This window comes from Gordonia sp. LMA484 (assembly GCF_058129505.1).
Window position 1 is genome coordinate 459,371 of the sequence record NZ_CM176700.1, and the last position, 13,234, is coordinate 472,604.

The 13,234-nt window shown below is 67.5% G+C and carries 11 protein-coding genes; 7 read left to right on the forward strand and 4 right to left on the reverse strand.

Annotation, left to right across the window (positions count from 1 at the left end):
• The first annotated feature begins 59 nt into the window (after nucleotides 1-59).
• From AC4AMJ_RS02060 to AC4AMJ_RS02080, 5 genes are all read left to right on the forward strand, one after another.
• Nucleotides 60-1,739 (forward strand): bifunctional uroporphyrinogen-III C-methyltransferase/uroporphyrinogen-III synthase, encoded by a 1,680-nt coding sequence (locus AC4AMJ_RS02060; RefSeq protein WP_489916971.1) that lies wholly within the window; start codon nucleotides 60-62, stop codon nucleotides 1,737-1,739.
• A 468-nt stretch (nucleotides 1,740-2,207) separates the two neighbouring features.
• Nucleotides 2,208-3,185 (forward strand): porphobilinogen synthase, encoded by a 978-nt coding sequence (gene hemB, locus AC4AMJ_RS02065; RefSeq protein WP_489916973.1) that lies wholly within the window; start codon nucleotides 2,208-2,210, stop codon nucleotides 3,183-3,185.
• Between the two features lie 68 nt (nucleotides 3,186-3,253).
• Nucleotides 3,254-3,934, forward strand: a complete 681-nt coding sequence (locus AC4AMJ_RS02070; RefSeq protein WP_489897242.1) for a hypothetical protein — start codon at nucleotides 3,254-3,256, stop codon at nucleotides 3,932-3,934.
• Entirely contained in the window at nucleotides 3,921-4,349 is a 429-nt protein-coding gene (locus AC4AMJ_RS02075) for a hypothetical protein (RefSeq protein WP_489916975.1), read from the forward strand. The genes AC4AMJ_RS02070 and AC4AMJ_RS02075 overlap by 14 nt, the downstream gene beginning before the upstream one ends.
• Nucleotides 4,346-4,975, forward strand: a complete 630-nt coding sequence (locus tag AC4AMJ_RS02080; RefSeq protein ID WP_489916977.1) for a DUF3093 domain-containing protein — start codon at nucleotides 4,346-4,348, stop codon at nucleotides 4,973-4,975. Before AC4AMJ_RS02075 ends, AC4AMJ_RS02080 begins: the two co-directional genes overlap by 4 nt.
• Before the next feature lie 62 nt (nucleotides 4,976-5,037).
• Here AC4AMJ_RS02080 and AC4AMJ_RS02085 read toward each other — a convergent pair whose 3' ends face one another.
• The 3 genes from AC4AMJ_RS02085 to AC4AMJ_RS02095 all read right to left on the reverse strand — a co-directional run bounded on the left by AC4AMJ_RS02085 (nucleotide 5,038) and on the right by AC4AMJ_RS02095 (nucleotide 10,024).
• Nucleotides 5,038-7,071 carry an acyl-CoA dehydrogenase family protein gene (locus tag AC4AMJ_RS02085; RefSeq protein WP_489916979.1) on the reverse strand — a complete coding sequence of 678 codons (2,034 nt, stop codon included), beginning with the start codon at nucleotides 7,069-7,071 and terminating at the stop codon, nucleotides 5,038-5,040.
• A 52-nt stretch (nucleotides 7,072-7,123) separates the two neighbouring features.
• The gene (locus AC4AMJ_RS02090; protein WP_489916981.1) at nucleotides 7,124-8,755 is read right to left on the reverse strand and encodes a DUF222 domain-containing protein; all 1,632 of its coding nucleotides are present in this window, start codon (nucleotides 8,753-8,755) and stop codon (nucleotides 7,124-7,126) included.
• Nucleotides 8,756-8,965: 210 nt separating this feature from the next.
• Entirely contained in the window at nucleotides 8,966-10,024 is a 1,059-nt protein-coding gene (locus AC4AMJ_RS02095; RefSeq protein ID WP_489916983.1) for a hypothetical protein, read from the reverse strand.
• Nucleotides 10,025-10,174: 150 nt separating this feature from the next.
• Here AC4AMJ_RS02095 and AC4AMJ_RS02100 point away from each other — a divergent pair, with 150 nt between their 5' ends.
• Together AC4AMJ_RS02100 and AC4AMJ_RS02105 are read left to right on the forward strand one after the other, a co-directional pair.
• Nucleotides 10,175-10,897 carry a TetR family transcriptional regulator gene (locus AC4AMJ_RS02100; protein WP_489897236.1) on the forward strand — a complete coding sequence of 241 codons (723 nt, stop codon included), beginning with the start codon at nucleotides 10,175-10,177 and terminating at the stop codon, nucleotides 10,895-10,897.
• A 123-nt stretch (nucleotides 10,898-11,020) separates the two neighbouring features.
• Nucleotides 11,021-12,184 carry an acyl-CoA dehydrogenase gene (locus tag AC4AMJ_RS02105; protein WP_489897235.1) on the forward strand — a complete coding sequence of 388 codons (1,164 nt, stop codon included), beginning with the start codon at nucleotides 11,021-11,023 and terminating at the stop codon, nucleotides 12,182-12,184.
• Between the two features lie 62 nt (nucleotides 12,185-12,246).
• Here the strand turns inward: AC4AMJ_RS02105 and AC4AMJ_RS02110 are convergent, their stop codons facing one another.
• Nucleotides 12,247-13,185, reverse strand: coding sequence for a type IV toxin-antitoxin system AbiEi family antitoxin (locus AC4AMJ_RS02110; protein WP_489916985.1), 939 nt, complete (start codon nucleotides 13,183-13,185; stop codon nucleotides 12,247-12,249).
• Nucleotides 13,186-13,234: the final 49 nt, after the last annotated feature.

Sequence of the window (13,234 nt, forward strand, 5' to 3'; positions counted from 1 at the left end):
TCGCAACTCCGGTAGCAGAAGGAACTGCAGCTCCGACAGGGGCAGGAGAGTGCGAACTCATGAGCCGTGCGAAGAAGGTCAATCCGGGACGGATCCTGTTCGTCGGGTCGGGACCCGGTGACCCCGATCTGTTGACCGTCCGAGCCCGCACTGCGATCGAGAAGGCCACCACGGCCTACATCGATCCCGACGTCCCGGCCGGTGTGGTCGAGATGATCGGTGCGGCCAACCGAGACGAGGCCGCGGAGACTTCCCGATCGGGGAAGTCCGCCAGGAACGCCAAGAAGACGAAAGACGACGGTGCGACCGACGACACCGCCGTAGAGGCGACATCGACCGAGGGTGATGCCGCCGAGGCCGAGGAACCGTCGGTGGTCCACCCGGCCCTCGGCGATCCCGCCGAGGTCGCCAAGACCCTGGTCGCCGCAGCTCGCGGTGGCGAGGACGTGGTGCGCGTGGTGTCGGGCGATCCGCTCACCACCGATTCGGTACTGAGCGAGGTCAACGCGGTTGCGCGATCGTCGGTGCATTTCGAGGTGCTGCCCGGCCTGCCCGCCGCGTCGGTGGTGCCGAGCTACGCCGGCATGCCACTCGGGTCCACCCATACCGAGGCCGATGTCCGCGCCGAAGGTGTGGACTGGGCCGCGCTGGCCGCTGCGCCGGGACCGCTGGTCCTGCACGCCACGGCCGCCCATCTCGCCGAGACCGCGAGTGCGCTGACCGAGAACGGCATGGCCGCGCAGACCCCGGTCGCGATCACCGTCAACGGCACCACCTGTGCACAGCGGACCATCGAGGCGACGCTGGCCAGCCTCAACGAGCAGGGCAACGCCCTCGTCGGGCCGCTGATCCTGACCATCGGCAAGGTGGTCGCTCATCGCAGCAAGCTGTCGTGGTGGGAATCGCGTGCGTTGTACGGCTGGACCGTGCTGGTGCCGCGCACCAAGGACCAGGCCGGCGACATGAGCGAACGACTACGCAGCCACGGTGCCATCCCCAAGGAGGTGCCGACGATCGCGGTCGAACCGCCGCGCAGCCCCGCCCAGATGGAAAGGGCCGTCAAGGGTTTGGTCGACGGTCGCTACCAGTGGGTGGTGTTCACCTCCACCAACGCGGTGCGTGCGGTGTGGGAGAAGTTCGCGGAGTTCGGTCTCGACGCCCGCGCGTTCTCCGGGGTCAAGATCGCCTGTGTGGGTGAGGCGACCGCGGAGAAGGTGCGCACCTTCGGCATCGAGCCGGAGCTGGTGCCGTCGGGTGAGCAGAGCTCACACGGACTGCTCGACGACTTCCCGCCGTACGACGATGTCTTCGACCCGGTGAACCGAATCCTGTTGCCGCGAGCCGACATCGCCACCGAGACGCTGTCCGAGGGGCTGCGTGAGCGCGGCTGGGAGATCGACGACGTCACCGCCTACCGCACCGTGCGTGCCGCCCCGCCGCCCGCGGAGACCCGCGAGATGATCAAGACCGGTGGCTTCGACGCCGTCTGCTTCACCTCGAGCTCCACGGTCCGGAACCTGGTCGGCATCGCCGGAAAGCCGCACGCCCGCACCATCGTTGCGTGTATCGGTCCCAAGACCGCCGAGACGGCAACCGAATTCGGCCTGCGCGTGGATGTGCAGCCGGAGTCGGCGTCGGTGCCCGAGTTGATCGACGCACTCGCCGAGCACGCCGCCCGTCTGCGTGCCGAGGGCGCGCTGCCTCCGCCGCGCAAGAAGTCGCGACGGTCGCGGTCCTGACGGTCCCCGGTCGCCGAGGCGTGACCCCTCGGTCCCTGAGGAGCGAGCGATGCGTGACCACCCACGGTCCCTGAGGAGCGAGCTTGCGAGCGTCACCTCTCGGTCCCTGAGGAGCGAGCTTGCGAGCGTCACCACTCGGTCCCTGAGGAGCGAGCTTGCGAGCGTCACCACTCGGTCCCTGAGGAGCGAGCTTGCGAGCGTCACGAAGGGCGACCCTTCGTGACGGTCCTCCGCTAGCGCTCCGGACCTCCTCAGGGATCGGGGGGACGGCCGCTAGCGCTCCGGACCTCCTCCGGGAGCGGGGGACGGACGCCAGCGCTACCCGCTTGCGGTGCGTGACCACCCGGTCTCTGAGGAGACGCGAGGACGGTCACCACCCCGGTCCCTGAGGAGCCTCGCGAGGTACGAGCGATGCGTCACGAAGGGCCACACACACGCACAACCGAACACGTCCTGAGGAGAATGCAGATGGCACCCGTGATCCGTCCCCGTCGCCTGCGGTCCACCCCGGCGTTGCGCCGACTCGTCGCCGAGACGCACGTCGCGCCGCAGGACCTGGTGCTGCCGATGTTCGTCGCCGACGGCATCGACGAGCCGCGTGCGATCTCGTCGATGCCCGGTGTCGTGCAGCACACGTTCGATTCGCTGCGCAAGGCCGCCGACGAGGCGGTGCGCGCCGGAGTCGGTGGGCTGATGCTGTTCGGTGTCCCGGCGCCCGCCGACAAGGACGCCGTCGGGTCCGGCGCCGATGACGACGCCGGGATTCTCAACCGCGCATTGCGGGCGCTGTCGGACGATCTCGGCGACACGACCGTGCTGATGGCCGACACCTGCCTCGACGAGTTCACCGACCACGGGCACTGCGGAGTCGTCGACGCGCGTGGATGCATCGACAACGACGCGACGCTGGACCGGTATGTATCCATGTCGCTGGCACAGGCTCGTGCGGGTGCGCATCTGTTGGGGCCGAGCGGGATGATGGACGGCCAGGTCGCCGCGATCCGTGCCGGTCTGGACGCCGAGGGCTTCACCGACACGGGAATCCTCGCCTATGCCGCGAAGTACGCGTCGGCGTTCTACGGTCCGTTCCGCGAAGCGGTCGGGTCGTCGCTCGAAGGGGATCGGCGCACCTATCAGCAGGACGCCTCGAATCGTGTCGAGGCACTGCGGGAGATCCGCCTCGATCTCGACGAGGGTGCTGACGTGGTGATGGTGAAGCCCGCGATGAGCTACCTCGACATCGTCCGCGACGCCGCCGAGATCGCCGACGTCCCGGTCGCCGCGTATCAGATCAGCGGCGAGTACTCGATGATCACGGCCGCCGCCGAGCGCGGCTGGATCGACCGTGACGCCGCGATCCTGGAGTCGCTCACCTCGATCAAACGCGCCGGAGCGTCGATCATCCTCACCTACTGGGCCACCGAGGTCGCAGGTCGGCTCGGCTGAGCAACGGTCCGGATGGACGGCGCGGGCGGGGAGGCCGGTGCGGCGCGACCATTCACTAGGCTGGAGGCATGACCGCACCGATCCACGAGGCGCCGGCTGACCCGGGTGCCCGCCCCAAGCGGCCCGACGCCGTCTCCATCGCCACCGAACTGTGGGTGGTGGTCATCCTCGGTCAGATCGTCGCCTACATCGGCCAGTACCCGACGTTGCGTGACTCCTGGGATCGACAGATCGCCGGCCTACCGTCCGACACCCCGAGAGAGCAGGTCGATCTCCTCACCTCCAGTGCCACCCTGGTCATCGTGCTGGGGCTGTTCGGTCTGTTCCTGACGGTGGTCTCTGCCGGTCTGGTCCTGTTCACCCGCAGCGGTTACAACTGGGCGCGCCTCATCGTCGCCGCCATGGGTGTGTTCCTCGCGGTCAATCTGGTCTTCTCTCTGTTCGGTCACATCGAACCGCAGTGGGTGATGATCCCGATGGTGATCAGTGGTGTGGCCGCGATCGGCGCCTCGGTCCTGCTGCTCCGCCGTGAGAGCGAACAGTACTGCCGGGAGATGACCGCACATCGTCGCAGACCGCACCAGCCGCCCACCCCGCCACCCGGGCCGCCACCGTGGTCAGGGGGTTCGGGCTACCACCAGGGCACACCCCAGAGTTGGCCGTATGGTGGCGGGCAGCAGAATCGTCCGCGGTCTGAGCACGACCGTGGCCAGTCGAACGAAGGAAGCGAAACCCGTGGTGAGCCCTGACCCCGCCCGGCGGCCGAAACAGGTTGTGTGGGCCTACCGGTGCTGGACCGTTTCCGGCGGTCTCCTCGTTGCACTGGGAGTGCTGTTCATCGTGCTGGGCATCTTCACGTCCGGGCCGACGCTGCTCCCCATCGGGATCGGCGTGATCGTCGCCGCGATCGGTGCCGGGTTCATCGTCATGGGCAGCAAGGCCTTCGTCGGCGATGCACGGTGGCGATCCTCATTGGCCGCTCTCACGCTGGTCGTGGTGATCATGCTGCTCATCGTGAGCTTCGGCATCCCCATCCTGGCGTTCGCCCTGGTGGCCTCGCTGTTCGGCCTCTTCGGGTCACTGATGGCCTACCGTCCCGAGGCCGACGAGTGGTACTCGACGGCCGAACCCGAGAAGCCGACGAAGAACAGTCGCCGGAAGTGACGGTTCCGGACGGGCCGAAGGGCCCCGACGACGACGAGCTCGCGCCCTCCGACACCGACGACGCGACGCCACAGCCGAGCACCGACGATGCCGGTGACGAGCAGGCGGCCGAGCCCGACAAGGAGCCTGTCGACGAGGGCGAACTCCTGTTCTATGAACCGGGCGGAAGCTGGTGGGTCGTCGCCATCGGTCCGGTACTGATCGGCGCCGTCCTGGCCACCGAGATCGCCGGTCCCGGCCAGGTCCACTGGCCGGTGATGCTGATCTTCGCGGTCATCCTGATCGGCTTCTCACTCGTCCAGGTCCACGCCGCCCGCACGCACGTCAGCGTCCGCCTCACCGAGACCACCCTGCGTCAGGGTACCGGGAGAATCCCGCTTTCCGAGATCGCCACGATCTACCCGCCCAACAACGGACCCGAGCACCAGGCGTGGGAGAGCGCCCGTGCGCTAGGTGAGCTCCCCGCGGTCCCGCGGCGCCGCAAGGGTGTCGGCGTGAAGCTCGCCGACGGCACCCTCAGACAGGCCTGGGCCCGCGACGTCGACCGGTTCCGCCGCGAACTCACCGAGGCCCAGCAGGCAGTGGCGATGGGACTACCGCCGCGCGGCCACACCGACGACGACTGAGCGACGACGACTGAGCGACGACGACTGAGCGACGACGACTGGGCGACGACGGTCGGCCCACCTCAGCCGTTCTGCAGCATCGGCGCCGTCATCAACTCCTCGGGGATACCGAAAGCGTCGACGAGAGTGCGTACGTGCGGCCGTAGCTCCAGGCACAGTTCGTTCACGCCGCGTCGGATGGCCTTGGCCCGTTCCACCGACACGTGTCGATGCATCAGGAACCACGAGATGTCGTCCTCGAGCGCGGAGTAGACGAACAGGTCGCACACCTTGCCGAGCAGATCCGCCGCCGACCGCGAGTCGCAGTCGTTGATGGCCTGGACAAAGGCCTCCAGCACGATCCGTTCGGTGTGTGCCTGCCCCACCTTCAACAGGTGATCCTGGGCGTTGTTGAACACCTCGAACGGGTCGTTCGCGTCGTCGGTGGCCCGGCGCAACCGCTGTGCACAGGTGCGGACCAGGTGATCCTCGCGGTTACGGAACAGGCGTAGCTGCGTTCCGCGGTTGGTGAGGTTCGACTTCTCGGTGTCCTCGTCAGAGCTCTCCAGCAGCGTCTGGACCACCTGCCGCACGGCGGTCTTCTCGACGACGACGTCGCGGGCCATGCTCGCTATGAACTTCACCCAGCCACCCGCGGACAGCCCCTGCACATCCTCGGCATAGGCGGAGAGCAGTTCCTTGGCGACGAGCTGTGTCAGCACCGTGTTGTCGCCCTCGAAGGTGGTGAAGACGTCGATGTCGCCACGCATGATCGAGATCTGGTTCTCGTCCAGATAGCCTGCACCGCCGCAGGCCTCGCGGCTGACGTTGATGGCGTGCGACGCATGCCAGGTGGCATAGGCCTTCAGACCGGCTGCCGCCCCTTCCAACTCGCGCTGACGCCCCGCGTCGCTGTCATCCGGCGCCGACGACTGCACCTCGTGCAGCTCCTCGATGATCTCGTTCTGCGCGAACGCGATCGCGTACGACTTCGCGATGAGCGGGAGCAGTTTCCGCTGATGGCCGAGATAGTCCATCACGGTGATCTCGTTGTCGGCATCGGGCGCCTCGAACTGTTTACGGATCAACCCGTAGCGGCTCGCCAACGCCAGGGCCTTGCGGCCGGCCGCGCCCGCCGTGGCCGCGACGCTGACCCGGCCGCGGATGAGTGTGCCGAGCATGGTGAAGAACCGTCGGTTGGGATTCTCGATCGGCGACGTGTAGGTGCCGTCGGCCTCGACGTCCGCGTAGCGGTTGAGCAGGTTCTCCGCCGGGATGCGGACGTGGTCGAACATGAGGCGACCGTTGTCGACACCGGCCAGGCCGCCCTTGTAGCCGCAGTCGCTGGTGGTGACACCGGGCAGGTCGTCGCCGTTGTCATCGCGGATCGGGACGACGAAACAGTGCACGCCCTGGCTCGACGGCTCCTCGCCCGGTCCACCCGTGATCAGCTGCGCGAACACCGCCGCCACCCGGGCATGTTGGGCGGCGCCGCCGATGTAGTCCTTGCGCGACGACGGGGTGGGGGAGTCGATGATGAACTCCCGCGACTCCGGGTCGTAGGTGGCGGTGGTCTCCAGCGCCTGCACATTCGAGCCATGACCCGTCTCGGTCATGGCGAAGCATCCCAGTAGGTCGAGGCCTATGATGTCGGCGACATAGCGGTCGTGGTGCCGCGCGGTGCCGAGGTTCTCTACGGCGCCACCGAACAGACCCCACTGCACTCCGGCCTTCACCATCAGCGACAGGTCGGCGTAGCCGAGCATCTCGATCGCGGTGATCGACGCGCCGACGTCACCCGTCCCGCCGTGATCGGCCGCGAAACCGGCAGCCGAGAACCCGCTCTTGCCCAGCTCGGCCATCTCCTCGAGCACACGTGCACGCGCCTCGTCGAGGGTGCGCGACGGGTCCGGGAGCAGATCGGCGCGGTTGGCGTTCTCCCGAACCATGTCCCGGGTGGCCCGCCATCGACCGTCCAGGGAGTACCGGAGATTGTCGACGAGGAGCGCACGTTCGTCGTCGGACAAGTCATCCGAGGGCGGGGTGACGGTCTCGGGATCGTCGGTGACGGCGTCGGCCGCGGTGGTGGTCGTCGGACTCTCGGTCGGAGTTGCCATGTCTCCACGTTACGTACTCGACGGGTGTCAGTTGAGCGATTTGTGGTGCCTCCTACGCCTCGTCGACGGTGTCGGATCGATCACCGTCGACGCCCGGATCGTCGGTCACAGTCTCTGTGTCGCTTTCACGTCGTTTGCGGTTGCGCTCCCGTTCTTGTTGTCGGCGGGCGTGTTTGGCTGCCACCCGGCCGATCGAGCGGGTGGGGTGGGTGGGTTTCTCGGCGGTAGGGGTGGTCGGTGGGGCGTGGGTGGGGGCGGTGAAACGTATGCGGAGCAGCCCGGGAAAGAGGACTTCGAGGTTTTCCGGGTCTCCCGGGATCTCCAGGCCTTCGGGGGTGGTGAACACGGTGCGCAGTTCGGCGCTGTAGGGGTCGCGGTATTGCTCGTCGACCCAGGCGCCGAATGTCTTGAGCAGATGTCCGAAACGGTCCTTGGCGTTGAGGTTGTCCGGAAGGGTCTGCCCACCTGCGCCCGGGTTCGTGTGGTCGTATTCGCGGACGTGCTCGAGGTCGGCGTCAAACGACGACGTCGGGGTGCCGGGCATGACGCTGTAGCCGTCACGTACCCGCACGTAGGTGTCCAACGCGGTCGATGCCCGATACGGGTCGGCCGGTTGGGTGGCGGGCAGGGTGAACGACCCGTCCGGATTCTGCGGGGTGCCCTTGGGGACGAGGGGTTTGATGACCGCGTCGGGTCGGGCGGCCAGCTCACGCACGTGTTCGTCGGAGATGACGCCGTGTCCGGCCATGAAACCCGCATGCTCGGCGGTGCCCGCGAGGGTGGATTCGTCACAAACGACGTTGATGACGATTTTCGGGTCCACAGCGGCGATCTCGGTGGACGGCTCGACAACCTCGGCGGCGCAGTCGTCGCGGCCGCACTGGCAGCCGAACGCGGTGCGGGTCAACAGGGCGAACAGGGCATCGGAGGCGCGTTGCTGTTTGGTGCGTCCGTCGTACTCGCACACCAGGGCAGCGAGCTTGCGGACCGCGGCCACCGCGATCCGAACGTTTTCGGCCGACATGATGGCCGACAGCTTCGCGGTGCCGTCGTTCTTCGGTTCGGTCCACACCCCGCGCGCATCCAACGCCTTGCGGCGCTGCTCACGCACCGCATCCGGGTCATGGCGGAACACGATCCGGTCGACGGTGTCGCGCAGCCGGTGCAGCGACCACGCCCCGGCATGACGGTCCAGGGCCTCGGCGATCTCGGTGTCGATATCGGCGGCACAGTCGTGGCCGTCGACCAGATCGGTGCGGGCGATGACCGTCTTGACCAGCTGCTCGGATATGCGGCCATCCCGCAGCCGCACTGCCACCTGGGGGAGGCGGTCGCGCAGGGCGAGAGCCCGCTGGATCAGTTGTTCGGCGGCGGGTTGGCCGATCCCCAGGGTCATGGCCAGCCGGGCGGCACAGTCGGCCAGGCCGTCCTTGAGGAACAGGGCGTGGGGATCGTCGGTGCTGCTGCCGACGATCCGATGATGTAGTTCGGCGGCGATCTGATAGTCCTGCCAGGCCAAGAAGGAGCGGCCGCGTTGTGTGGCGGTCAGCGCGCCGAGCAACTCGTTGATATCGGTGTCGGAGATCTCCTCGGCCGACACTCCGCCGAGGAACTGTGGTGCGATGTCGGGCCAGGGTGAGGCGTCGCGATACCACGACGCCACTGACCACGACAGACCCGACATCACGGGTGTCCTTTCTCGAGAAACGGATGTACCGGGAGGGTCTGCCCGCATCACATTTCGCAAGAAACGACCGGACCCGCCAGCACACTGTCCAACAACACACACTGGGAGCCAGGTCGGGTTCAAAGTGTTCACATCGACCCTGCACGAATCAATCTACGACACGGGTCCGACAAGAATCGGCGGCGCACATATGGCCAGGTCAGGGGGTTATCTGAATCTGCGCAGAAGTTGGTTGCGGACGTGGAGCGGTACCAGTTCCACCGGGATGATCAGTGCGCCCGACGGATTGTCGAGCCGCAGCATCAGGGCCGCGTCGACCCGCCGCACGCTGCAGATCCGCTCCACCGGTGCCGACTCGACCAGTCCGCCCAGGCCCACGGTGATCCAATCGGCTCCGAACTCGGCGAAGATCGTCGTCCCTGCCGGCACGAGGTTGCGGAATCGCGACGCTCCGCCGAACCACAGGACGTGGCCGAGGATGACCACGATCGCGGCGACGGTCATGCCGGTGATCAGCCAATCGGTGCTGGTCTGCATTCCATCGAGCAGGAACACCATGGTGAGCATCAACGCGAGGAGCGTGACCAGCAAGGCGAGCCGGGTCGCCGGGATGCGTCGCATCGTCGCCGACAGCCGGGCGGCCAGGCCTTCATCGGCGACGGTCTGCGTCCGGATGGTTCCGTCCACATCCGGCGATGACGCCGTGGGGCGTGGCGACGGCAGTACCCGCGTCGGCGGGGTGCCCGACGTCGGTGCGCGCCGACGCCCGAACCGGCGCAGGAGGTCGGCCGCGATGGGCTCGGGCACCAGGTCGACCGGGATGACGAGGCTGGTCCCGCCGCCGCTGACATTCAGTGCCGCGCCGAACCGCCGCACCTGGGTGATCTGGGACACAGCCACCGCGGTGTAGGTGTCCTGCCATCCGACACCGATCCACTCCGAACCGAAATCCGCGAAGATCGGGGTGTCCTCCGGAAGTGCCCGCCGCCAGTTCCACGACGCTGTTGCGCGCAGCACGATGACGGCCAGAATCGCGAGGACGACGGCGCCGACAACCACCGGCAGCGCGATGTCGGAAAGCTCGACTGCGGTACCGGCCGAATGCCACTCGACGAGCGCGATCAGGACCGGCCCGATGATCAGCGCGGGTACCAGGACCAGCCGGATCGGCCGCTTGCCCAGGTGGTCGGCACGGGCCATCGAGCCGACCACCGACGATGTGGCGACCGTATGCGTCCGATGGATGCCGTTCTGCGGGAGCGTCACACCGTCATTGCACCGCACCTGGGCGTCGGCGGCAGTCCGAGACGCGCATGGTTCGCCTGCCCGTAACCTTCTCCTCCGAGGTCCTGTGCGGTATCCCCGGGTCGCCGACCTCCCGGCGCAGCGGGCGTGTCGTCGGTGATACTGAGTGCCATGTCGATCGCATCGGACACGGGCTCCCCCGACTCGGCGGCCTTCCGGGTCCACGTGGTCGCCGAGTCGATCCGACTGTTCGCCGAGCGCGGATACGAATCCACTACGGTCGAACAGATCGCGGCGGCCGCGGGGATCTCGCGGCGTACGTTCTTCCGACAGTTCGGGGCCAAGGAAGACGTGATCTTCGCCGACCACGAGTCGCTGCTCGGCCAGGTCAGGTCGCATCTCGACGCAGCTCACGACGATCCGTGGACCGCCGTCTGCACCGGGGCCGAGCTGGTCTTCGTGCACTTCCGTGATGCTCGTGAGATGGCGGTGCGGCGCATCCGGGTCGTTCAGGAGGTCCCGGCCCTACGCGATCGGGAGCTGGTCACCACCTATCGGTATCAACGGCTCTTCGAGGATTTCCTGCGTCTGCGACTGCCCGATGAATCGCCCGTGCGGATCGTCAGCTACGCCGCCGCGGTCACCAGCGCCCACAACTTCCTGCTCCGCGCGATGATCCGTGGCGACGAGGACGCGACGCTCGAGCGGTTGCGCACCGAACTCGACCACGTGCGGACGGCTTTCCGCGGCTGGGCCACGGGCGGTGGTGCACAGCCAGGAGGGGTCGCCGACACCGTCGTCTCTGTCGTCACCTACCCCGCGGGGACCTCGCCGGCGGAGATCGCACGCCGGGTCGGCGAACAACTGCGCGCCGACCACCCCGAGCGCGAATAATGAAAGTGTCGTCGAACGAGATTGACATGGCACTCAGTGCCGTGCTGCACTACACTGGAACAGGACATTGGCACGCAGTGTCGTCGAAGCGCTTGCGTAGCCATCTTGCCGATAGGAGTGATCATGGCGTTCGGTAACCCCGACTTTTCCGTCTTCGAACTTCCCGAGGAGCACGTCGCGCTGCGTGAGGCGATCCGCGCGCTCTCCGAGAAGGAGATCGAGCCCCACGCCGCCGACGTCGACGAGAAGTCGAGGTTCCCGCAGGAGGCGCTCGATGCCCTCGTGGCGTCGGGGTTCAACGCGATCCACGTGCCCGAGGAGTACGACGGCCAGGGAGCCGACTCCGTCGCCGCGTGCATCGTCATCGAAGAGGTCGCCCGCGTGTGTGCCTCGTCGTCGCTGATCCCGGCCGTCAACAAGCTCGGCACGATGGGACTGATCCTCAACGGCTCCGACGAGCTCAAGAAGCAGGTGCTGCCCTCGATCGCCTCCGGCGAGGCGATGGCGTCGTACGCGCTCTCCGAGCGTGAGGCCGGCTCCGACGCCGGGTCGATGAAGACCCGCGCCCGCAAGGACGGCAGCAACTGGGTCATCAACGGCTCCAAGTGCTGGATCACCAACGGCGGCAAGTCGACCTGGTACACCGTCATGGCGGTCACCGATCCGGAGAAGGGTGCCAACGGCATCTCGTCGTTCATGGTTCACAAGGACGACCCGGGCTTCACGGTCGGCCCGCTGGAGAAGAAGCTCGGCATCAAGGGCTCGCCCACCGCCGAACTCTACTTCGAGGACTGCACCATCCCCGAGGACCGCATCGTCGGCGACGAGGGCACCGGCTTCAAGACCGCGCTGCAGACCCTCGACCACACCCGCCCGACGATCGGTGCGCAGGCCGTCGGCATCGCGCAGGGTGCGCTCGACAAGGCGATCGAATACGTGAAGGACCGCAAGCAGTTCGGCCAGTCGATCAGCAAGTTCCAGGGTGTCGAGTTCATGATCGCCGACATGGCGATGAAGGTCGAGGCCGCCCGCCTGATGGTCTACACCTCGGCCGCCCGCGCCGAGCGGGGTGAGAAGAACCTCGGGTTCATCTCCGCCGCGTCGAAGTGCTTCGCCTCCGACGTCGCGATGGAGGTCACCACCGACGCCGTGCAGCTGTTCGGCGGTGCCGGCTACACCCGCGACTTCCCGGTCGAGCGGATGATGCGTGACGCCAAGATCACCCAGATCTACGAGGGCACCAACCAGATCCAGCGCGTCGTGATGAGCCGCGCGTTGCTGCGCTGATCGGCTGGGCGCCGGCCGCCTGAATCCAGATACAACGCCTGTCGTCAGACACACGTGCCGCGTCACATGTGTTCGGCGACAGGCGTTGTGTCTGTCTCGGGCAGCATCGCGCGGAGTCGGGCGATGAGCCGCTCCGGCTTGTCCAGGTCGGTCCAGCCCCAGTTGATGGGCCGGTCCCCGTGCTCGACCAGCGCGTCGGCCCGGGCCTTTTCGTGCAGCACCCGGCCGATGCCGTCGTCGCCGGAATACTTCATCAAGCCGTTGCACTCGCCGACCACCCGATGACTGCGCCAATAGAAGTCCACGCGCGCAATGAATCTCCCGAACGTGTCGTAGATTTCGACCTGCAGTTCGGGAACGGGGAGGCCGGCATCGATGATCGTGATGCGACTCCGCGACTCGAGTACCGACTCCGCCAGGCCGTTGAACTCGCCGACGATGCGACGTGCCCGCGCGATGCCCTTCATCCCGGCAGCCAGATCCAGCTCGTTCCCCAGATCGTCGACGGTGCAGAGCCCCTGGTGGAGTGCCGCGTCGCCGACGGCGATCGTGGCAACCCGCGGCGCGGTCCGCGCGAGGTCGACGACGACGCGCGCGGGGGACTGGACCGACAGTCCGTTCACCACCGTGAGCGACGGTGGGCGCGTGTCGCTCACCAGGCGTACGAGCTTCGTCGACCGTGATCCGGGGCCCAGGCCGGGATCGGCGAGCACCACCCGGGAGGTGTTCAGACCCCACACCGGTAATCCGAGCACGGCCAGTGCCGAGACGTCGGTCAGGGCGCGCCCGGGTTTCGATGATCGGCGCAGCCAGGCCTTGACGAGCTCGCGATGGCGTTGCTCGCGCGTGCCGTCGAGGAGCTCGGGGCGGATCAGGACTCCCGGCGCCAACGTGTCGAGGACGCCTGCGCGCACCGCGGCGCGAACCTCGTGGTCGGCGAAGCCGTTGGCAAGGAGCTCGGCGCGATTCACCGCGCCGTCGAGCGTTGCGAAGCTGGTCATGGGTCTTGGACGCGGGATCGGCGCAACCGGTTCCCCGGGGCGCGCGCAC

Bases quoted from the DNA above. Each gene is read 5' to 3' on its own strand.
- AC4AMJ_RS02060 (WP_489916971.1), top strand. From the start codon at position 60: ATGAGCCGTGCGAAGAAGGTCAATCCGGGACGGATCCTGTTCGTCGGG.
- hemB (WP_489916973.1), top strand. From the start codon at position 2,208: ATGGCACCCGTGATCCGTCCCCGTCGCCTGCGGTCCACCCCGGCGTTG.
- AC4AMJ_RS02070 (WP_489897242.1), top strand. From the start codon at position 3,254: ATGACCGCACCGATCCACGAGGCGCCGGCTGACCCGGGTGCCCGCCCC.
- AC4AMJ_RS02085 (WP_489916979.1), bottom strand. From the start codon at position 7,071: ATGGCAACTCCGACCGAGAGTCCGACGACCACCACCGCGGCCGACGCC.
- AC4AMJ_RS02090 (WP_489916981.1), bottom strand. From the start codon at position 8,755: ATGTCGGGTCTGTCGTGGTCAGTGGCGTCGTGGTATCGCGACGCCTCA.
- AC4AMJ_RS02100 (WP_489897236.1), top strand. From the start codon at position 10,175: ATGTCGATCGCATCGGACACGGGCTCCCCCGACTCGGCGGCCTTCCGG.
- AC4AMJ_RS02105 (WP_489897235.1), top strand. From the start codon at position 11,021: ATGGCGTTCGGTAACCCCGACTTTTCCGTCTTCGAACTTCCCGAGGAG.
- AC4AMJ_RS02110 (WP_489916985.1), bottom strand. From the start codon at position 13,185: ATGACCAGCTTCGCAACGCTCGACGGCGCGGTGAATCGCGCCGAGCTC.